Origin of the sequence: Candidatus Stoquefichus massiliensis AP9 (assembly GCF_000455285.1) — a bacterium.
Taxonomy (GTDB): Bacteria; Bacillota_I; Bacilli_A; order Erysipelotrichales; family Coprobacillaceae; genus Stoquefichus; species Stoquefichus massiliensis.
Window position 1 is genome coordinate 71,517 of the sequence record NZ_HG005285.1, and the last position, 20,638, is coordinate 92,154.

18 protein-coding genes are annotated in these 20,638 nt (G+C 31.5%); 1 reads left to right on the forward strand and 17 read right to left on the reverse strand.

All coding sequences use genetic code 11. From position 1 onward, the window contains the following. Positions 1-82 precede the first annotated feature (82 nt). The 5 genes from BN350_RS02565 to BN350_RS02585 form a co-directional block, all read right to left on the reverse strand. Positions 83-1,303 carry an MFS transporter gene (locus BN350_RS02565; protein ID WP_028042190.1) on the reverse strand — a complete coding sequence of 407 codons (1,221 nt, stop codon included), beginning with the start codon at positions 1,301-1,303 and terminating at the stop codon, positions 83-85. Next, a complete protein-coding gene (locus BN350_RS02570; protein ID WP_028042191.1) occupies positions 1,300-1,629 on the reverse strand; it encodes a MerR family transcriptional regulator in 330 nt (109 codons plus the stop codon). Before BN350_RS02570 ends, BN350_RS02565 begins: the two co-directional genes overlap by 4 nt. Positions 1,630-1,749: 120 nt before the next feature. Beyond that, a complete protein-coding gene (locus BN350_RS02575; protein ID WP_028042192.1) occupies positions 1,750-2,634 on the reverse strand; it encodes a LysR family transcriptional regulator in 885 nt (294 codons plus the stop codon). Positions 2,635-2,654: 20 nt separating this feature from the next. Further along, positions 2,655-3,935, reverse strand: a complete 1,281-nt coding sequence (locus BN350_RS02580) for an amidohydrolase family protein (RefSeq protein ID WP_028042193.1) — start codon at positions 3,933-3,935, stop codon at positions 2,655-2,657. Positions 3,936-3,947: 12 nt separating this feature from the next. After that, a complete protein-coding gene (locus BN350_RS02585) occupies positions 3,948-4,403 on the reverse strand; it encodes a GNAT family N-acetyltransferase (protein WP_028042194.1) in 456 nt (151 codons plus the stop codon). Between the two features lie 145 nt (positions 4,404-4,548). Here BN350_RS02585 and BN350_RS02590 point away from each other — a divergent pair, with 145 nt between their 5' ends. Further along, positions 4,549-5,268 (forward strand): glucosamine-6-phosphate deaminase, encoded by a 720-nt coding sequence (locus tag BN350_RS02590; protein WP_028042195.1) that lies wholly within the window; start codon positions 4,549-4,551, stop codon positions 5,266-5,268. 255 nt (positions 5,269-5,523) lie between these two features. On the opposite strand, the gene BN350_RS02595 is transcribed toward BN350_RS02590, so the two are convergent. The 12 genes from BN350_RS02595 to BN350_RS02650 form a co-directional block, all read right to left on the reverse strand. Then, positions 5,524-6,774 (reverse strand): alkyl/aryl-sulfatase, encoded by a 1,251-nt coding sequence (locus BN350_RS02595; protein ID WP_028042196.1) that lies wholly within the window; start codon positions 6,772-6,774, stop codon positions 5,524-5,526. A gap of 340 nt (positions 6,775-7,114) precedes the next feature. After that, positions 7,115-7,534 (reverse strand): hypothetical protein, encoded by a 420-nt coding sequence (locus BN350_RS02600; protein ID WP_028042197.1) that lies wholly within the window; start codon positions 7,532-7,534, stop codon positions 7,115-7,117. Between the two features lie 7 nt (positions 7,535-7,541). After that, a complete protein-coding gene (locus BN350_RS02605) occupies positions 7,542-9,050 on the reverse strand; it encodes a Y-family DNA polymerase (protein ID WP_028042198.1) in 1,509 nt (502 codons plus the stop codon). A 340-nt stretch (positions 9,051-9,390) separates the two neighbouring features. Next, positions 9,391-9,567 (reverse strand): hypothetical protein, encoded by a 177-nt coding sequence (locus BN350_RS20855; protein ID WP_187117095.1) that lies wholly within the window; start codon positions 9,565-9,567, stop codon positions 9,391-9,393. Between the two features lie 191 nt (positions 9,568-9,758). Then, the gene (rlmD, locus tag BN350_RS02615) at positions 9,759-11,111 is read right to left on the reverse strand and encodes a 23S rRNA (uracil(1939)-C(5))-methyltransferase RlmD (protein WP_028042199.1); all 1,353 of its coding nucleotides are present in this window, start codon (positions 11,109-11,111) and stop codon (positions 9,759-9,761) included. 35 nt (positions 11,112-11,146) lie between these two features. Then, positions 11,147-11,884, reverse strand: a complete 738-nt coding sequence (locus BN350_RS02620) for a hypothetical protein (protein WP_028042200.1) — start codon at positions 11,882-11,884, stop codon at positions 11,147-11,149. Positions 11,885-11,938: 54 nt separating this feature from the next. Continuing rightward, positions 11,939-13,372, reverse strand: coding sequence for an Asp-tRNA(Asn)/Glu-tRNA(Gln) amidotransferase subunit GatB (gatB, locus tag BN350_RS02625; protein WP_028042201.1), 1,434 nt, complete (start codon positions 13,370-13,372; stop codon positions 11,939-11,941). A 3-nt stretch (positions 13,373-13,375) separates the two neighbouring features. Then, on the reverse strand, positions 13,376-14,818 hold the full coding sequence (gatA, locus tag BN350_RS02630) for an Asp-tRNA(Asn)/Glu-tRNA(Gln) amidotransferase subunit GatA (RefSeq protein ID WP_028042202.1): 1,443 nt from the start codon (positions 14,816-14,818) through the stop codon (positions 13,376-13,378). Continuing rightward, on the reverse strand, positions 14,819-15,109 hold the full coding sequence (gene gatC, locus BN350_RS02635) for an Asp-tRNA(Asn)/Glu-tRNA(Gln) amidotransferase subunit GatC (protein WP_028042203.1): 291 nt from the start codon (positions 15,107-15,109) through the stop codon (positions 14,819-14,821). An 11-nt stretch (positions 15,110-15,120) separates the two neighbouring features. Then, a complete protein-coding gene (locus BN350_RS02640) occupies positions 15,121-16,191 on the reverse strand; it encodes a CamS family sex pheromone protein (RefSeq protein ID WP_028042204.1) in 1,071 nt (356 codons plus the stop codon). Then, positions 16,188-18,176: an NAD-dependent DNA ligase LigA gene (gene ligA, locus BN350_RS02645; RefSeq protein ID WP_028042205.1), complete on the reverse strand. Its 1,989-nt coding sequence runs from the start codon at positions 18,174-18,176 to the stop codon at positions 16,188-16,190. Before ligA ends, BN350_RS02640 begins: the two co-directional genes overlap by 4 nt. A gap of 186 nt (positions 18,177-18,362) precedes the next feature. Next, positions 18,363-20,510 carry an ATP-dependent helicase gene (locus BN350_RS02650; RefSeq protein WP_028042206.1) on the reverse strand — a complete coding sequence of 716 codons (2,148 nt, stop codon included), beginning with the start codon at positions 20,508-20,510 and terminating at the stop codon, positions 18,363-18,365. Positions 20,511-20,638 lie beyond the last annotated feature (128 nt).

Here is a 20,638-nt window from a genome sequence, read left to right on the forward strand (position 1 = left end):
CTTATTATACACGAAACACCCAAAGAAAACAATTTTAACAAATTGTCCACCAATACAAAAAAAGAAGTTATGCAAACTTCCATTATTTTGCAATAACTTCTTTATGCTGATATCTCATGACAATCATTAAAAGAATAAAACATAAAATATTAATACCCAATCCCAAGATAAAAGCAAAAATATAAGATCCCATAAAATCATAAATATAACCAACAATAGATAATGCAACAGCCGCACCTAAATTAGAAGCGAACGAAATACTTGGAAAAACTTTATTATAATTTTCTAAACCAAAGAAATATTTACATAACAATGGCAACCCAACTGCACCTACAGAGTAAATAGACCCAAACAAGAATGCACCTATATATAATCCAAATACATGCGGAGAAAAAATAAGGAAAATAATCCCTAACATATTCATACTCATCATTGTTATTGTTGCTTTCATTGGACCAAAACGATCACTCATAATACCAATTAATAGTTTTGAAATAATATTCCCTACCATTCCTGCTGAAAGTAAAGTTGCACCTACTGTAGAAGTATATCCAATGGATTCAGCAAAACCGGGTAAATGTTGAGTAATACCAGTAATCATTGTGTTCATTAAAGCGAGAATAAAAAATCCAATAAATCCAACTGTCAAAAAGCGGAATACTGAAACCTTAGATTGAAAACGTTCTAAAGTCTTTTCATCAAAACCATAGGGAAGAATTCCCTCATCCTGTGGATGAACTGTAAATGGATAGAGAATTGCTGGTAAACATAATACTAAAATAATCAATGCTTTTATTATATAACTCATTTGCCAGCCAAATATCTCAATACATTGTGATAATATTGGTGAACAGATAGATCCTGCTAATCCACTAAAGCCAAAGACAAAACTTGTTGCAAAGCCATGTTTTTTATGAAACCATTCATTAATAATCATTGTCAGTGGCACAATGGAAAACATTCCTGTTGCAAATCCACGGATTCCCCCTAATATATTAAACATAAATGCAGTATCTACAAATCCCATAAAAGCAGTTGCTATAACAGCAATTGCAACACTCACAACTAAAATAAGTTTATAAGAAAACTTACGCATGAAAACAGGAACAACAAATGCACTTAATGCTGTTACAAATGAGAAAATTGTCATATGCATTGCAAATGTCCCTCTCATCATATTTAATGATTCAGATACAGGCGTATAAAAGACCCCTGATGAATTAATAGATATGCCAATAGATGAAGCTGCTAATCCACAGCAAACAGCTAATACAATCCATGGCTTTTTTTGATTTTTTTTCATATATTCCGCTCCATTTCATTAATAATTTGATCAATTCTCTCTTTTTGATGAAAATAATGATGCCATGTTTTTAATAAAATTTGACGTTTCTTAACAAGTAACGTTCTTTTCTTATTTATATCACCCATCAAATAATCATTAATTTCTTTTAAAGATAAACCACTCTTTTCTAAAGAAAGAATTATACTAAGTCTTGCAATAGCATCTTTTGTATAACAATAATCATTGCCAAGCCTTATATCATGAAACAAATCATATGCTTCATATTTGTGAAGGTCAAGCAATTCAATACGATAAATATTACTCACTTCCTGACTTGTCACCATATCCCTTCTTTCTTTGACACTATTATCATAATAGATTTTCTTTGTTATGTCTAATACCTATAATCTATTTTCAATAATGCTTAAAAAGCATAAAAACTCTATAAGTACATCTTACAGAGTTTATATTTCTTTAAAATACATTTTTAGCATATCAAGAAAATGTGTTACTGCTGGTGAGAAAATTTGATGCTTTTTCCAAACAATCACAGTTCCTGTTTCTAAACGAGGGGATAATCTTTTAAAAATAAGATTTGAATCATTATTCATATAAATAAGCTTTTCAAAACAAATAGCCATCCCCATACCTGTTTCTACCATTAATGATGCATTATAGACTAAATTATAAGTTGATACAATTTGAATTTGTCCAAAAGCATCACCAAACCAATGTTCTAATTCTTTTAAAACCAGATCTCTGCGTGAACAAAGAATTTCTTCATGAATTAAATCATATGGTTCAATATATTCTTTACTTGCAAGTGGATGATCTTTTCGCATCAGAACACCCCAGATATCTTTTTGTGGTAATCGTAAAAAATTATATTTTTCGATATCAACAGGTTCAGCCAAAAGCCCAATATCAATCAATCCTCTATCAAGTTTTTCTTTCACATCATCAGCATTACCACTATACAAATGATATGTAACTTGAGGATAGAGATCATGAAATTCTTTCATGACCTCTGCAATTTTTTTCATTGTATATGTTTCACCACTGCCAATATCAATAGAACCTGCAATCATTTCTTCTTTCCACAAAAATTCTTGTTTTGTCTTATCTGCCAAATCAATCATTTCCTGTGCTCTTCTTTTTAAAAGCATTCCTTCATTTGTAAGTGATATTTTATTTTTACCTCGAACAAATAACTGAGTTGCTAATTCGTCTTCTAATTGCATTAATTGACGTGATAATGTTGGTTGTGTAATATGTAATGTTTCAGCAGCACGACTAATATTTTCTTCTCGTGCTACAGCAAGAAAATATTTAAGAACTCTTAATTCCATAGTTTCACTCACTTTCTCAACTATAAAAATTTATCCAACTGAACTTCAATATCATTCATCTTTTTCACTTGAGGTTGATGAATGATTTGACCACCAACAATAACCATTTCAAGATGACGCAATGCCTGTAGATCTTCCAGTGGATTGTTTTGACAAACAATCAAATCAGCAGCCTTTCCTGATTCAATGGAACCTGTTATATCTTCTAAACCAGCCAATTTAGCATTAACTTGTGTCGCTGTATGTAACGCAAAAGCAGAAGATACACCACAATATTTATGAAAATAATAGACTTCACGCCACATATCATAATGTGTAATAAATGGACAGCCAGTATCTGTTCCTAATCCTACAGGTATATGATTTTCTAAACAGGCTTTCGCACATTCCACAATTCCGTCAAAAACAATCTTTCCATTATACTGTTCCATTTCTGTAGCATGACTTATTTCTCGATCAAATAATGCATAAGGGATAGCTGGTGATAATGTCGTGATAAGACAAGCCCCATGTTCTTTAAAAAGATTTAAAATATATTTATCCGGCTTTGCTCCATGCTCAATTGTATCAACACCATTTTCTAAAGCAACTTTCACACCTTCTGGACTTTCAACATGAGCAGCCACTTTTAATCCTAAACGATGTGCTTTATCACATGCAGCATGCACATAATCAGCTGGCATTTTTAAGACACCCGGTTCCCCTTTTACTTTGGCATCTAAGACACCACCAGTAATCATTAATTTAATTAAATCCGGTTGATCTTTTGCAATTTTTTCTACATAGTGACTTGCTTCTCTGGCATTATTAGCAATATAAGCTAAAGATCCAGCCATGTGTCCACCCTCTACAGATATTGCCATATTACTTGCTATAATACGTGGTCCCATGATTTGATGATTAAAAATGCGATCTCTTATCTGTGTATCATAATCCATAATCCCACCAACGGTTCTCAACGTTGTTACACCACTTAATAATTCTGTTTTGGCATAACCTTCACACATTTTTCTTGTTATCATTCTTAATAACGAACAACTTGTCACTATTTTCACAAGACGATTTAAATCAGTCTGTTTCTTCTTGGGTTTCCCACTTGCAGGCAAATGAACATGCATATTAATTAAGCCTGGCATAATATACTGTCCCTTTAAATCTATAATCTGATAATCAGAAAAATCCCCATTATCTGATACAATATTTTGAATCTTTTCATCATGAATCAAAATTGCTAACCCTGATTGTGGTACCATATCTTCTGTTCCATCTAATATTCTTCCATTTATAATAGCATATTTCACTCTTTCTTCCTCCTATAAATTCTTTTTCATATAAATCACATCATTCATTGGATTATCATAATAAGCAGGTATCTCTATAAAACCCAACTTTTTATAGATACCAATAGCAGAATGCAATGGTAAAATTGTATCCAAAACCATTTCTGTGTAGCCATCCTCTTTAGCTGCCTGAATAATATTTTCAATCAGTCTTAAGCCAATCTTCTGTTTACGATATGTTGGTAAAACATAAAGTCTTTTCATTTCGCAACGTTTTTCATTATGACAATGATAGGCAACACATCCAACCACTTGTCTTTCAACAATAGCCACAAGAATACGACCATTTTTTTGAGTATATTTTTGATCAAGATGTTCTAATTCATCATTTAAATTTTGAAAACTCAAATCTCTCTGTAATTCCTCTACATAAGATATAATCAATTTTTTAATCTCATCAAAATACAAACTCCCATCAACAATTTTCATCCAACCTCACCATCCTATTACTCTCATTTTACTACCAAGTGTCTCAAGAAACAATTGAAACATTTTTATAAAAGAGAAGTTTTCTTGACCAAATCATAAAAACTGAATATACTAAAATTAACAATAGTTATCAAAGGAGAAGAAAATGAAACTAATAATTGAAGAAAACGAACAAAAAATGAGTGAAAGTGCCATGTTTATTCTACTAGGTGCTATGATGCAAGATAAACGTGTTAATATTTCACTAACATCCGGACGTTCACCTAAAACAATGTATCGCATGATGATTCCATACGTCAAAGATCAGGAAAAATTTAAAGAGATTCAATATTATCTATTTGATGAAAATCCTTATATTGATGAACCTCATGGACCTAACTGGAATGATATGCAGGAGTTGTTTTTTAAAGATGCACATATTCCAGATGAACGTATTCATATTATGAATGCTGATAATTATCAGCAATTTGATAATGAGATTCGTAATGCTGGTGGCATTGACGTGATGGTGATTGGGTTAGGTCACGATGGCCATTTCTGTGGTAATTGCCCTCGCTGTACGCCATTTGATAGTTATACATACTGTCTTGATTTTAAAGAAAAACAAGCCGTTAATCCAACTTATACTGATCGTCCACGTCAACCTTTTACTCTCACAATGGGACCAAAAAGTTTGATGCGTGTGAAACATTTAGTCATGATTGTGAATGGCAAGGAAAAAGCTGAAATTTTCAAAAGATTTCTAGATGAGCCTATTAATCAGGATGTACCTGCAACAATATTAAAATTACATCCAAATTTTACGGTTATTTGTGATCAAGATGCTGCTTATCTCATAAATCCACAAGCATATTCACATATTTAACCAATGTAACCTTTGATTACTCTCATGATGCCCATCATCATGAGTTTTTCAATTATCAACATTGACTAACAAATATCAAAACAATCAAGACATTATCAAATAATAATTTATAAAAAACAAGAATAAATTTAGACACAACAAACTTCTTTCAGTTAAATAAATAAAGGATAAAACAAGGATACACATATGTATCTTTACTCCATCCTCACTAAAATAAATCTATTTCATAATTATTCTATTAAAATATCTTTCAACTTACTCTTTAGCACAACTCAAATAATAATGTCTACCATTTGCACTTGTTTCCCATTTAGCAATGGCAAGTAATGCTTTTTTCTTTAATAATTGAGCTGAAAAACCACTATCAATTAACATATCACAATATTGTAAAGCCAATTGATATTGTTTTGTATCCATTGCTTTACGAATTTCCAAAACCAATTTATCTTGACCAATGAGAGATACAAGTTTTGAATTAAAAACATGATCTGGCAAAGGATGAAGATGTGTAGGATTTCCATCAAACCATCCTAGATATCCCTGATATATCGAACGAACACTCCATTCTACTGTCCCATAAAACTCACCTAGATATGATAATTGACGCAAATCATCTGGGAGTTGAAGTCTTTCAACAATCTCTGATTCACTCATTCCCTGATTCATATAATCTAAAGTGTTCAATAATATATATTCTAAAGCTTCTTTATAGTGCCCAATAATTTCCTGAATTTGCATTTCCCCAATTAAAGCTTGTGTATGTCCAGGTAAAACATACTGTGGATGATATGAAAGGATAAGTTCTAATGAATCAATCCAAGTTGCAATATCTCTATATTGTGTTCCTCTAATAGCATACAGGTTAGGAAAGCAGCCATAATAATTATCACCACAACATAAAACCTTGTCTGTTTCCAGCCATACAAAAATTTGATCATCTGTTTCACCTGGTACACTCACTAATTCAATATTTACACCATCAATAACTCTTTTAACACAATCATCAGTATAGAGTGTTGTTGGATTAAAGAAGTGATATTGACCTTCATTTTGAGTGAAACCTTCTCTTTTTCCAATTCCCTGACATATTGCCTCTTGATTGTTTAAAAGATAACCATGCTGATATTGACCCCGCTGATTAAGAACATCATTTAATCGATCATAATACTTAAGCATGGGTTTCTTAGGTGCAAAGGCAATGATTTCCTTAACAGTTGATTCAAATGCACCTGAACCACCACGATGATCAGGATGACAGTGTGTAAAAATAATCGTCTCTACTTCTTTATTTGTATACGCCTTTAATCTTTCTTTTAACATTTCAGCTCTCATATTAGTATCCAAAGAATCAATCAAGATTAAACTGCTATTTCCTTCAATCACAATAACATTACTATGACCTAATCCAACCACATGTAAAATACGTTCATTAATTCTATGAATTTCATACGGATATGTTTCATCAGCAAACTTCTGTAGTAATTCTTCACCATTTTCAACTAACATATATAACCCTCACTTTCTTAGTTTATTGTAATAGAAGAAATTATTGATGTAAAGTAGGCACTTTCAAGTAACCAACATTTTTGATATATTTATTAGCTTTCATCAAAATTCAGCTGAAACATTGAAAAAGTCATACTAATCCTCTATAAAAGTTATAAATATCTTACTCATTGGCAATCAGTACATTATCCTAGTTTCTATATTGTTGAATCAGTAAGGTCTAATCTTTGATTAAATGAAATATAATTACTGAAATTACACTATTAAACGTTGGAAAGCAAAATTCACAACATTTTGGATAATACTAGATTACACTATCAATACCATATCTCTTCTCTCATTATTTCTCATGAATAATATCCAAATCATAAATATCTTCAATCGGAATCTTTATATTATCTTCCATGATTAACAAACACTGATACTCATCTATTTTATGAATCCTTTTTATAAGTGTATAATAATGTCCCCCATCTTTTTTTGTATCACTCTTATAATAATTCAGTTGAAGAAGTGGATGTAGCTTAAGAATTTGTATGACTTTCTGTATTTTTAAATTCAAAAGATAAATTTGATTTTCATCCAGTATTTTTTTATGATCAGTTAAACGTGCAGTTTCACTGATTGTTTCTTTATGTCCCGTCAAAGCCGCAAAAGGAGCAAACTGTGCAGCTCTATCCATTTGACTCATATGTGGATGATGTCTTGACTTCTGATAAGGTATATCTTTTATATCATCATAACTATGTATAGCGCTCATAATTCATCTATGCTTTATGTCCTCCAATCGTCCCATTACGTTCTCTTGTTGTTGCTCCTTCTTCAAGATTCATTCCTTTAAGAACTGCATTCTTTCCAAATTTCTTCTTCAATAATAAAGTCGCCTTTTGTAATTGTCTTTCTTTCCTTAGCTTTTCCTTTTCTTGTTCCTCCTCTTTTTTCAAAGCATCATAATCAGTAAAAATATCTAACTGACAATATGTTTCTTTATTCTCAATATCTTTTTCATAAACAATATGATTTGCTGAGATATTCACTCTTTTCACAAACAAACGTTTATCGACAATACGATCAAATAAATCCATAACAGCATCAATAATCAAATGAGAAGATGCAGTATAACATTTCAGATTTGCTGTTCCATGAGCATGTTTAGGAATCTTTCTACCATAAAAATCAGTCGTTACTTCCCCATCATATCGTTTATTCTTTAAATTATCTATATCATATCCAACAGTCAATACAATTTGATCAGTCACAAACCCTTTATCAACTAAATCTAATGATAATAAATCTAACATCTCTTTCACAATTAATTTTGCTTTCAAAAAATCATAAGGACAACTTAAAACTTGTCCTGTTCCAATGCTATTATGAACTGGCCTATAATTTTTAATATCTTTCATAGTACATGATTCATATCCCCATGCATGATCTATAAGTAATTCAGCATTCACACCAAAAGTATCAAAAAGAAGATTTTCATTATAATACTCATCCTCTTTTCCTACTGAACATTTTGCAATATCTCCCATTGTATACAATCCCAATTTTTCTAATCTTTTCTGATATCCTCTCCCTACTCGCCAAAAATCTGTTATTGGCTGATGGTCCCATAAATATTCACGATATCTCTGCTCATCCAACTGAGCTATTCTTGCTCCATTTTCATCAGGAGTTATATGTTTAGCAACAATATCCATAGCAACCTTACACAAATACAAATTACTACCAATCCCCGCCGTCGCTGTTATTCCAGTTGTTTTGAAAACATCCAAAATTATTTTTGATGCTAATTGTTTTGGAGTCACTCTATAAGTTTTTAAATAGTTTGTCACATCCATAAAAACTTCGTCAATAGAATAAACATGAATATCTTCTGATGATATATATTTCAAATAGATTTGATAAATCTTTGCACTATAATCCATATAGAAGGACATTCTTGGTGGTGCAATAATATAAGATAAAGAAAGATATGGATTTTTTTCTAGTTCATCACTATCATAAGATTCTCCAACAAATTGATGAGGTAATATTTTCATTAGTCGTTGCTGATTTAATTCTTTAACTTTTTGTATCACTTCAAACAATCTTGCTCTTCCTGGTAAGCCGTACTTTTTTAAAGATGGTGAAATAGCTAAACATATGGTTTTTTCTGTTCGACTTGAATCAGCAACAACCAAATGAGTAGTTAGTGGATCAAGATTTCTTTCAACACATTCAACTGAAGCATAAAATGATTTTAAATCAATTGCTATATAAACCCTCTTCATTTTATTATCCCGCCTCTTTGTACATATAATTATAAATACATGATTATTTTAACACAATAAGTTGCATATTTCAATTTATTATGCAACTTATTATTCTATGAATAGAATATACCTTGACACTATTATTTTATACAAATTAAATTGTTTCATCATTTCTTAATATTTAACACTCTATGCATTCATGCAAAATAGAGGTTTCCAGTTTTACCTGGAAACCTCTATTCACATTGTTTTCTTTTTTGTATATAGTTATCTGACATCTGGTGTTCAAACCAGAATTTCTCTAGCATGATATTTCTGTTCCTTTTCTGCTGATGATTTTTATCAGCAATATCACAACTTATTTAATAATTTTTACATCTTCTTTCTTTATATCATACCTCAATCCATTAACAATTAATATATAATATAAATCATTCATACTTTCAAATTTCATATCATCAGTAATTTCAAATTGGTCATTGACATCAAAATGCAAAATACCTGATTGATATGGTTTTATAAATTCTATTTTCATATCTAACACCCCTATTACTAGTGTAGTATATCACTAATACTATCACAAAACAATCATAAATAACGATTATTTATAGACCTTTACTAGATTTATAACAAAATGAGATATACCTTTCAACCAACCTATCACCCTATAATGGAAAGAAAATACTACCTAACCGACTTAAAATGATATAAATATCTTCATCATTTTTATACTTTTCGAACTAATAGAACTATGTTCTCTATGTGATAACTTTGTGGGAACATATCAACAGGTTGACATATATCAGCATGATAACCATGTTCTTGCAGATAAGCTATATCCCTAGCCTGTGTTGCAACATCACATGAAATGTAAACAATTTTATCAGGGGATAGCATAACAACTTGACTTAAGAAAGTTGGCGAACATCCTTTGCGTGGAGGATCTACCATCACAACATCAATATGCTTATTCTTTTTAGCAAACTCCACCATAAATTCACCAGCATCCTGACAAGTCAATTCAACATTATCAATTCTATTACGTTTTGCATTTTCTCTAGCATCAATAATAGCCTGCTCAACAATTTCTACACCATAAACTTTATGAACATATTTAGCCATAGAAAGAGCAATTGTTCCTATCCCACAATATGCATCAATAACTTCATCTGTTGATTTTAATTGAGCATATTCTATAGCTTTTTGATAAAGATGCTCTACTTGAATAGGATTCACTTGATAAAAAGATTGTGTTGAAATACGATAAGTATTTCCCAATAACTGATCCTCAATATATCCTAATCCTGATAAAATTTTGATTTGATTTCCCAAAATAACATTGTCATGTCTTTGGTTGATATTCTGAACAATTGTTTGAAGATTTGGAAATTCTCTTTGTAATGTTTGTATTATTATTTGTATATTTTTAATTTGATGATGATATGTAATAAAAATTAACATCGTTTCTTTAGTTGTATGAGCAGTTCTAACAAGAATATGTCTTATGTTTCCTGTATGTTTGACTTTATCATATGGTGTTTCTTTCGCATCCTGTAAGAGTTCTCTTGCTCGTTTCACCAATTGATTAGATTCATTATTTTGAATATAACATGTTTCCATTGGAATAATATCATTACTATGTTGTTTATAAAAGCCTGATACAAGCTGGTTATTTTGAATTCCTATAGGAACTTGTACTTTGTTTCTATAGAACCATGGATTTTCCATCATCAGACAAGGTAAAACATCTACATCACAATGTCCAATACGTTCTAATGTATCTTTCACTCTTTTGGTTTTAAAATCTTGCTGACCATGCTGAGAAATATGTTGAAGATGACATCCCCCACATTGTTTAAATAATGGGCATCTTGGTTCCTCTCTATATGGATGAGGCTGATAAACTTCTATTAATCTTCCAACAGCATAATTTTTTAAAACCTTAATAATCTTAATCTGTCCTACTTCGTCAATTAACATATTCTTTACAAACACAGGAAATCCATCAATCTTTACAATACCTTGCCCATCATGAGTATAATCTATACACTTTGCTTCAACATATTCATTTTTTTTCATAACTTCCTCCAAAAAAAACGAGCACTGCTCGTTTTTTAATTTTCATTAAGTGTTTCTTTAGCTTTTTCAGCACTATCTTTATCTCTTACACTTGCAAATGTATATGAGAAATCATCATTTTGTACATTTTTTGTTCCATATATTGGGAAATCTTCACTATTTTTTGATGTTAAAAACAGATTCACTTCATACTGATTCACATTGTCAATCTTGCCAAATAATGTACTATATGTTTTGTCATTATCTTTAGGTTGTCCTACTAATTTATCTAAAGTTTGAACAGCACTTTCAGCAATCTTTTGTGCTTTCTTTGTATCCATACCTTCTTTATAAACAATATCAACCTTGACTTGACGACATGCTATTTCAATTGTTATATCTTCTACTTCAGTATTCTCTTTCTTCACAGTGTCAATCGCAGCTGTCTGTAAATCTTTAGAAATTGTTACTAATCCTTCACAGCGTTTCCCATAAACAGGTCCATCATTACTAGAAACAATAAAAATATATGCAATAAATACAATACCTAAAACAGCTAAAACAATGAGTAAATAATACCACCATTTCCATACAAATTTTTTCTTTTTCTTACTCATAGGTTGATTACCCTCTTCATCAAAATATTCAAATTGATCAGTATATTCATATGTATCTTCTACTGGTTCGTTTGATTCCTTAGCCTTCATATTTTCTAATTCATCAATATGAGAAGGTTGCTGATAACCATCTTCTGGAATATCATCCTCATCATCAAACTGAAATTTCTTTGCCATTATCTCACCTACTTTCTCTCATTGTATCAAAATTCACAACAAATGTATAGGGCATTATTTTGTTCTTTCTTTTAGCAGCTGAATTAAAATCTGATTTGTTACTTTTGGATTTGCCTGACCACCAGTTTTTTTCATAATCTGTCCAACTAAAAATCCAACTGCACGATCTTTACCAGCTGCGAAATCTTGAATTGATTGTTCATTTGCATCTAGAACTTCATTAATGATCATTTGCAGTGCTTGTGGATCAGAAATTTGTTTCATTCCTTTTTCTTCAATAATCACTTCTGGATCTTTTCCTTCTGCCATTAAACATTCAAAAACCTTCTTAGCTTGTTTTGAAGAAATCGTTCCATCTTGAATGAATGTAATCATCTTTCCTAAATAAAGAGGTGTTAACTTTGTTTCTCGAATTGTTAAACCTGCTTTATTTAAATAAGCCTGAACCTCACCTAATAACCAATTACAAATCAATTTATATTCCTGAGATGTTTGAATTGTTTCTTCATAAAAATCAGAAATATCTTTAGATGATACAAGAATATGTGCATCTGTTTTTGGTAAACCATGTTTTTCTATATAGACTTGCTCTCTTTCATCTGCCAACATTGGTAGATTTTTTTCAATATCTAAAACCCATTGATGATCTAAACGAATAGGCAAGATATTTGGTTCAGTATAGTACTTATAATCAACAGCATCACCTTTAGCACGCATCATAACTGTTTCTTTACTATCTTCGTCAAAACGTCTTGTTTCCTGTAAAACTTCGCCACCTTGAATTAAGATTTTTTCTTGTCTCAATGCTTCAAACTCAATCGCTTTTTGGACATTAGAAATAGAATTTAAATTTTTAATTTCAGTTCTAATTCCATACTTATCACTGCCAAAAGGACGAATTGAAATATTCACATCACAACGCATAGATCCTTCTTCCATTTTCGCATCTGAAACATCTGTATATAAGAATATTTGTCTCAATTTTTCTAAATAAGCAGCTGCTTGGGCACCACTTCGAATATTAGGTTTTGTAACAATTTCAATAAGAGGAATACCTGCACGATTGTAATCAATTAATGAATAATCATCAAAATGAAATTGTTTTGCAGTATCTTCTTCCATATGCAAACGTTCAATTTCAACCCGTGTCTTTTCGCCTTCAACTTCTATATCTAAATAACCATTACGCCCAATTGGTCTTTTATCCTGCGTAATTTGAAAGCCTTTAGGTAAATCAGAATAATAATAATTTTTACGATCAAAACATAATAATTCATCTATTTCCATATGTAATGCATGACATACTCTGATTGCAAATTCAACACCACGTTTATTTAATGCTGGCATTGTCCCTGTCATTCCCATATCTACTTCATTAATCATTGTATTGGGTTCTTCCCCAAATGTCACTGGAGCAGCTGAAAACATCTTAGAATGGGTTTTTAATTCACAATGGACTTCTAATCCTATAACTTGTTCAAAATTCATCTGTTACCCCTCCCTTGAATATTGATTCTTTAACCCTAATGCATTTTCTAATGCATAAGCACAATTAAAGACTGTCTGTTCTTCAAATAAACGACCCATCAAATTAACTGCAATAGGCATTCCATCAACAAAACCAGATGGTAAAGATAAGCTTGGTGTTCCAGCAAAATTAGCTAAACAAAGATGATTTTCTAAAATTAAGTATTCATCACTTAAGCGATCATCACTTGCTTCATCTACACGTGGTGCAACACTTCCACCATTAGGTGTCAAAATAATATCATAATTCTCATAAATTTTATTTAATTCTCCTACAATAATTCTTCTGACACGTTGTGCTTTTCTAAACATTCTTTCTTGATTTTCTGTTGCTAAAGCAAGATTTCCAAGAATAAAACGACGTTTAATGTGATCCCCAAATCCATTTGTTCTTGAATTAATCATGACATCATCAGTTGTTGTTCCTGCTTGTCTGTTTCCATATTTAATACCATCCAAACATGAATGATTACTTGTTGCTTCTGAATTAGCTATAATTGTATATGTTGGCAATAATGTACGCATAATTTCTGTTGGCATACGAACATTCTCAACAGTTGCACCTAAATCTTTCAATGTTTGTACAACATAAGCAAAGTTTTCTTTTATTTGAGGATTTCTCATTTCATCACTCACTGATGTTAAAACGGCAATTTTCAAATTTTTAATATCATCTGTTAAGTTTTCTAGATAATGTGGAACAGGTTTATCGCTTGATGTCATATCACGATCATCACGTCCTGCTAAAGTTTCTGTAACAATTGCCATATCCCTCACATTACGTGTAAAAGCGCCCACAGTATCTAAACTTGAAGCATATGGTATAACACCATAACGAGAAATACGCCCCCAAGTTGGTTTCAATCCAACAACTCCACAAAAACCAGCCGGTTTACGAATTGAATCACCTGTATCACTCCCTAAAGCAAATGGGACAACACCACTTCCAACAAGTGCTGCACTTCCTCCTGAAGATCCTCCTGCAATGCGTGTATGATCCCATGGATTATACACAGGACCAGTTAAAGCTGACTTATTTGTTCCACCCATTGCTAATTCATCCATTGATGCTTTTCCTACTAAACAAACACCTTTTTTTGTTAATAAATCAACCACATGAGCATTATAAATAGGAACATAATCTTCTAACATACGGCTAGATGCTGTTGTTTTAATACCTTTTGTATTATAATTATCTTTTAAAACATATGGAATACCATTTAATAAATCTTTAAAATCAGCATTTTTTAAATCCTGATAAGTTTTATCTTTTGTGATTGTTACAAAAGCATTTAAACGCTTTTGCTGTAATTCTACTTCTTCAAATAATTCATCATAATAATCCTGCGGATTCAATTCCCCAGAAGAAAATAAACGATGAAGTTCTTCTATACTATATTGAACCATTTATCCCACCACCTTTGGTACTTTAATTTGATTATCTTGAACACTCTTCGCATTTTGCAAAGCCTCTTCACGGTGAATTGTATAAGTCAATTCATCCTCACGTAAAAACGTTGTTTCTATTTCATAGGGAAAAGCCAATGGCTCAACACCTGTTGTATCAATTGCTTCTAAAGCCTTAACATGACTCATAAAAACATCATATTCTTCTATTAATGCTGGCATTTCTTCATCACTTACATCAAACATAGTCTTACGACCTAACTGTTTTAACATCATTTCTGTTTCATTCATACTTATACCTCCTATTCTAAACTATAACTCTTGGCACTCTTACCTTTTTCTTTCACAATAATTGCACTTAACTCATCCTGTGAATAAATCAGTACCTTTGTATCAAAATCATAAGTAAATTTACTTTCAATACCATCAGCAACAATAGAAGTCAAATACATTAACTCTGTAGCCGTTTTCACATTTAAATGAACATTAATGACCATTGATTGAATTTCACCATTAACATATTTTGCTTCACCAACAAATCCTGCAGCTTCGGTAGCCGCGTTCTTTAATCCAGCTTTAATTGTATCAAAATCATTACTTGTTGTTTTGTCAATTTGCTGTGCTCTCTCACTGACAAAAAGAACAGTTTCCTGATTCACATTTGAAATTTCTCCAAGTTCATTTTGACAATAACTCTTTAAAATATAATGACCATTCACTGTACTTGTTGTTTTATCAGTTGCCTGATAAACAGTAATAAGTACTGGTATATTTTTTACATTTTTAAAATCATCCGAATTTTGTATGACTTTATAAAATTTTTCAATACACTCACGACCATATTTCACAATTTCTTTATCACTCATTGCGACATCCAGACGTGTATTATCACTCTTACGCGGATCAATCACAATGGCAAATGCCAATCCTTTTAAAGTATAACGATCACCATCTTTAATATAATAATCTTGTTCCTGAAGATTTTGTACCATTACAGGACTCTCTATATTTTCAATGACCCTACCACTTTCAGGCTGTAAAGAATTTTCACTTTTACGGCTTAACATTTCTTTCACCAATGATAATTTTAAATACTGTCCCTCACTCATATAATGATTAGAAGTTGAAAAATAATCGTTAGATATTAACTGTAAACCACGTCCTACAGATTGAAAATCATTTGTTGATCCATAATCTAAATAGAAATCTTCTCTTAACTCACTATCATCAAATTTAACAATTTTATAATAGGAATCATCAAATGAATTCATTGATGCCGTATTATTCGCTGTCTGTTCCTGAATAGATTCTTTAGCTTTATGACATCCTGTTAACATGAACAAAGCCAAAAAAGCACATATGAACTTTCTCATAGATCAACCTCCTCTTTAAATTCCTCTTCACTCATCACAGTTACTCCTAATTGATTCGCTTTTTCTAACTTACTACCTGCATCACGCCCACAAATCAAAAAATCAGTTTTCTTAGAAACACTTCCAGTGACATTTGCGCCTAGACGAGCTAAGTAATCTTTAATTTCCTTTCTCGTCATTAATTCAAGTGTTCCTGTTACACAGACAGTTTTTCCATTAAAGATACTTTCTTGAATAAGCGTTGTCTCTTTTAAATAATCCATATTTAATCCAAATTCTTTTAAATGCTCAAGTAATTCCAATGAAGCTTGGTCTCTTCTAAAACGATTAATAGACTGGACAATTGTCTCTCCCACATCTTTCATTGCCAAGAGTTTTGCAGAAGAAGCTTCTAATAAAGCATCCATACTTTTGAATTCTTTAGAAAGATTATCTGCCATCTTCGCGCCAATACCTTTAATACCTAAACCAAACAAAAGTTTCTCCATTGAATTTTCTTTACTCTTTTCAATAGCAGCCACAAGATTATCCATAGACTTTTTACCAAAACCTTCTATATCCATAATTTCCTGTTCATGTTGATATAAAGTATAAATATCTTCAATTCTTTTTACAAATCCTAAATTATACAATTGCTCAATAATTTTTTCACCAAGACCTTCAATATTCATAGCATCTCTAGATGCAAAATGAATAATCCGTTCTATCTTCTTAGAATCACAATGTTCATTCAAACAATAATAAGCTGCTTCATTATCTTTTCTAACAAGATGACTTCCACAATATGGACAAGTCTCAATCATTTCAAATTCTTTTTCATTTCCATCACGACGTTCCTTTAAAGCTCTGACAACCTCAGGAATAACATCTCCCGCTTTTCTCACAACAACAAAATCACCAACACGAATATCCTTATGTTTTACATTATCTTCATTATGTAATGTCGCACGCTGAACTGTGCTGCCAGCCACACGAACTGGTTCTAATACAGCATTCGGTGTAATTTGTCCTGTCCTTCCAATTGTAAAGATAATATCCTTAAGTTTTGTAATCACTTCTTCAGCCGGAAACTTATAAGCAATTGCCCATTTAGGCACTTTAGCTGTATACCCTAAACGTTCCTGCCATGCAAGATTATTGACCTTAATAACAACCCCATCAATTTCATAAGGAAGTGTATCACGTTTTTCTGTCATTTCTTCAATAAAAGCCCAGACTTCCTTTATATCTTTACAGACTCTTGTCATTGGGTTCGTTTTAAAACCTAGTGACTGAATATAATCTAAGGCTTCTTTATGCGTTGTACAACCCACTTCATCAGCAGTAGGAACCATATATAAAAAAGCATCAAGCCCACGTTTTGCTGCAATCGTAGAATCTAATTGTCTAACACTACCTGCTGCTGCATTACGTGGATTCGCAAATAAAGACTCACCATTTTCTTCTCTTTGACGATTTAAGTCATTAAATGATTTCTTAGGCATAAAGATTTCTCCACGCACTTCAAAATCACCATCATAATCAATTGATAATGGAATAGATTTAATTGTTTTGACATTATGTGTAATATCTTCTCCAATCGTTCCATCACCACGAGTCGCACCATAATCCAAACGACCATCAGCATAAACCAAAGAAACAGCTAAACCATCAATCTTTAACTCACAGACATATTCAGCTTGTGGATAGACTTCACGAATACGATCATCAAATTCACGCAGTTCATCTTCATTAAAGATATTCCCTAATGATAACATCATTCTTTGATGTGTGACCTTTGTAAAATTTTCTAAAACTTGTCCTCCAACTCTTTGACTTGGTGAATCAACTGTTATCCATTCTGGATGTTTTGCTTCAATACCTTGCAATTCCTGCATCAAACGATCATATTCCTGATCTGTTACAGTTGGATTATCTAAAACATAATATTGATAGTTATATTCATTTAATAATTTCTTGATTTCCTGCAATCTTTCCAATGTCATTTATATACACTCCATTTCACTTGCTCATTATATCAAAAATAGCCATTGAATAAAACCATAAACACAAAAAATTCTCAAAGACTTCTTTTCTGATTATAACTTATTCTTCCCATCAATTTCTTAAGAAAACATTAATTTCTATAACGACAAGAAAAGTCAACAATCTTTATCATTGTTGACACTTTTTTAAGATGAAAGTTTTCTTAAAGCCTTGTGATGAGCCATTAAAGTTTTAATCCCATAAGGAACTGAAAAAGCAATATCTAAAGTTGTTCCATTAACTTTTACAATAACACCTTTGCCAAAAGTATCATGCTCCACAAGATCTCCCTGTTTCCATTCCTCTACTTCATTATCGCCAATCATTTCCTCAACAGTAGGCCCTAAATGCAAATACTCTTTAGGCTTAAACTTTGAAGGATTTCCTTTGTGTTCAACATGCTCACTTCCTATCTCATCAATAAAACGTGATGACATCTTAGGTGAATTCGTAATAAAATTAAAACCTTGGCTATCCGTTAAATACAAACGTTTCTTTGCACGTGTAAACGCAACATAAGCCAAACGACGTTCCTCTTCCATACCATCATCTCCCGCTTCAGAAATACTTCTAAAACTTGGAAAAACATCCTCAGACAGCCCTACAACAAATACATAATTAAATTCCAGCCCCTTAGCCATATGAATACTCATTAAAGATACATATTCATCATCAAACACATCATCTTGAGATGTATATAAAGCAATATCCTGTAAATAACTTTCAAAAGTCGCTGTATCAGGATGTGTATTCATATAATTCGTAATGGAGTTCTTTAACTCCATTAAGTTTTGAATACGATTATCATCCTGATCATTCTTTAACATATGAAAATAACCAACATCTGTTAATAATTTTTCAAATACATTAGGTAAAGATAAAGAAGACGATTTTGCACTTTCAATACATCTTACAAACTCAGCCAATTGTTTTCTTGCTTTTCCAGACAATCCAATTTCATCATTATATAAACAGAGCGCTTCATAATGACTTATCCCATATTCAATAGCCTTATTTTGAATTTTCTGTAAAGTCTTCTCCCCAACGCCACGAGCTGGAACATTAACAATTCTTTCAAAAGATAAATCATCTTTATTAACCATTAAACGAATGTAACTTAAAGCATCTTTGATTTCTTTACGATTAAAGAACTTTAAACCACCAAAGATTTTATAATCAATTTGTCTTTGAATCAGTTTCTGTTCAAATGAACGTGAGAGATAATTCGCACGATATAAAATCGCAAAATCATGATAATTAACCCCATCAACTTTTTGAATAATATCTTCAATCGTATCACAAACAAAATTAGCTTCAGCTTCTTCATCAACCCCTGAATAATGTAAAACCTTTGGGCCATCTTCTAATTCTGTAAATAAATCCTTTTCTAAACGATTTTTGTTTTTACGTATTAAATTATTAGAAATATCTAGTATTGTTTTGGTAGAACGATAATTTTGATCTAAAATAACTGTTTTGGTATGAGGAAAATCTTTATCAAAGTTCATAATAAAGTTAATATCCGATCCTCTAAATGAGTAAATTGTCTGATCAGGATCACCAACAACACAAAGCGTTGATTGCCCAGATAAATACTTAATCAGCTTATAATCAACTTCACTCACATCTTGAAACTCATCAACATGAATAAATTGAAACTGCCTTTGCCATCTTTCCAATATTTCAGGATATTTTTCAAATAACTCAACTGTCTTTAATAATAAATCATCAAAATCAAGCATAAAATGATCTTCTTTATATTGTTCATAATCCTGATAAGCTATCGCTTTTTTCTGTTCGCCAATAAAATCTCCCGCAAAAGAAAGGGCTCTATCAGGTGTTACACCAGCAATCTTACAAGTAGATATATAAGAAATACAACTTTTCACACTTATTGTCTTTTGATCAATTTCACGCTCTTTAAAAATCTTTTTTAATAATGATTTTTGATCCTCCTCATCCATAATAATAAAATTATTAGGATAATTCAAAGCACGAATATTTTGTCTTAAAATTCTTACACAAAGAGAGTGAATTGTACAAAGTAGTGCTCCAGAAGCATAATCTCCTAACAAATGAATAACTCTTTCTTTCATTTCATTCGCTGCTTTATTCGTAAAAGTAATCGCTAAAATATGTCGTGGCTCAATTCCAACCTCTTCTATCAGATAAGCAATACGATAAGTTAATACTCTTGTCTTACCACTTCCTGCTCCAGCAATAATACGCAAATGAGAATCCAAATAAGTTGCTGCTTCTTTTTGTCTAGGATTTAATAATTCATCTAAATTCATCGTACCCCTCCTTGTTCTCGTATTTTATTATTATAGCATAATCTAACGCATAGAAAAACCAACATTAGACAATTTTTTCAAAATCATTTTTACATACTCAATAAAACATTAATAATTATATATTTACA

Bases quoted from the DNA above. Each gene is read 5' to 3' on its own strand.
- BN350_RS02585 (WP_028042194.1), bottom strand. From the start codon at position 4,403: ATGAAAATTGTTGATGGGAGTTTGTATTTTGATGAGATTAAAAAATTG.
- BN350_RS02640 (WP_028042204.1), bottom strand. From the start codon at position 16,191: ATGAGAAAGTTCATATGTGCTTTTTTGGCTTTGTTCATGTTAACAGGA.
- BN350_RS02575 (WP_028042192.1), bottom strand. From the start codon at position 2,634: ATGGAATTAAGAGTTCTTAAATATTTTCTTGCTGTAGCACGAGAAGAA.
- gatB (WP_028042201.1), bottom strand. From the start codon at position 13,372: ATGAATTTTGAACAAGTTATAGGATTAGAAGTCCATTGTGAATTAAAA.
- rlmD (WP_028042199.1), bottom strand. From the start codon at position 11,111: ATGAAAAAAAATGAATATGTTGAAGCAAAGTGTATAGATTATACTCAT.
- BN350_RS02565 (WP_028042190.1), bottom strand. From the start codon at position 1,303: ATGAAAAAAAATCAAAAAAAGCCATGGATTGTATTAGCTGTTTGCTGT.
- BN350_RS20855 (WP_187117095.1), bottom strand. From the start codon at position 9,567: ATGAAAATAGAATTTATAAAACCATATCAATCAGGTATTTTGCATTTT.
- BN350_RS02590 (WP_028042195.1), top strand. From the start codon at position 4,549: ATGAAACTAATAATTGAAGAAAACGAACAAAAAATGAGTGAAAGTGCC.
- BN350_RS02595 (WP_028042196.1), bottom strand. From the start codon at position 6,774: ATGTTAGTTGAAAATGGTGAAGAATTACTACAGAAGTTTGCTGATGAA.
- gatA (WP_028042202.1), bottom strand. From the start codon at position 14,818: ATGGTTCAATATAGTATAGAAGAACTTCATCGTTTATTTTCTTCTGGG.
- BN350_RS02605 (WP_028042198.1), bottom strand. From the start codon at position 9,050: ATGAAGAGGGTTTATATAGCAATTGATTTAAAATCATTTTATGCTTCA.
- ligA (WP_028042205.1), bottom strand. From the start codon at position 18,176: ATGACATTGGAAAGATTGCAGGAAATCAAGAAATTATTAAATGAATAT.
- BN350_RS02600 (WP_028042197.1), bottom strand. From the start codon at position 7,534: ATGAGCGCTATACATAGTTATGATGATATAAAAGATATACCTTATCAG.
- BN350_RS02650 (WP_028042206.1), bottom strand. From the start codon at position 20,510: ATGAATTTAGATGAATTATTAAATCCTAGACAAAAAGAAGCAGCAACT.
- gatC (WP_028042203.1), bottom strand. From the start codon at position 15,109: ATGAATGAAACAGAAATGATGTTAAAACAGTTAGGTCGTAAGACTATG.
- BN350_RS02570 (WP_028042191.1), bottom strand. From the start codon at position 1,629: ATGGTGACAAGTCAGGAAGTGAGTAATATTTATCGTATTGAATTGCTT.
- BN350_RS02620 (WP_028042200.1), bottom strand. From the start codon at position 11,884: ATGGCAAAGAAATTTCAGTTTGATGATGAGGATGATATTCCAGAAGAT.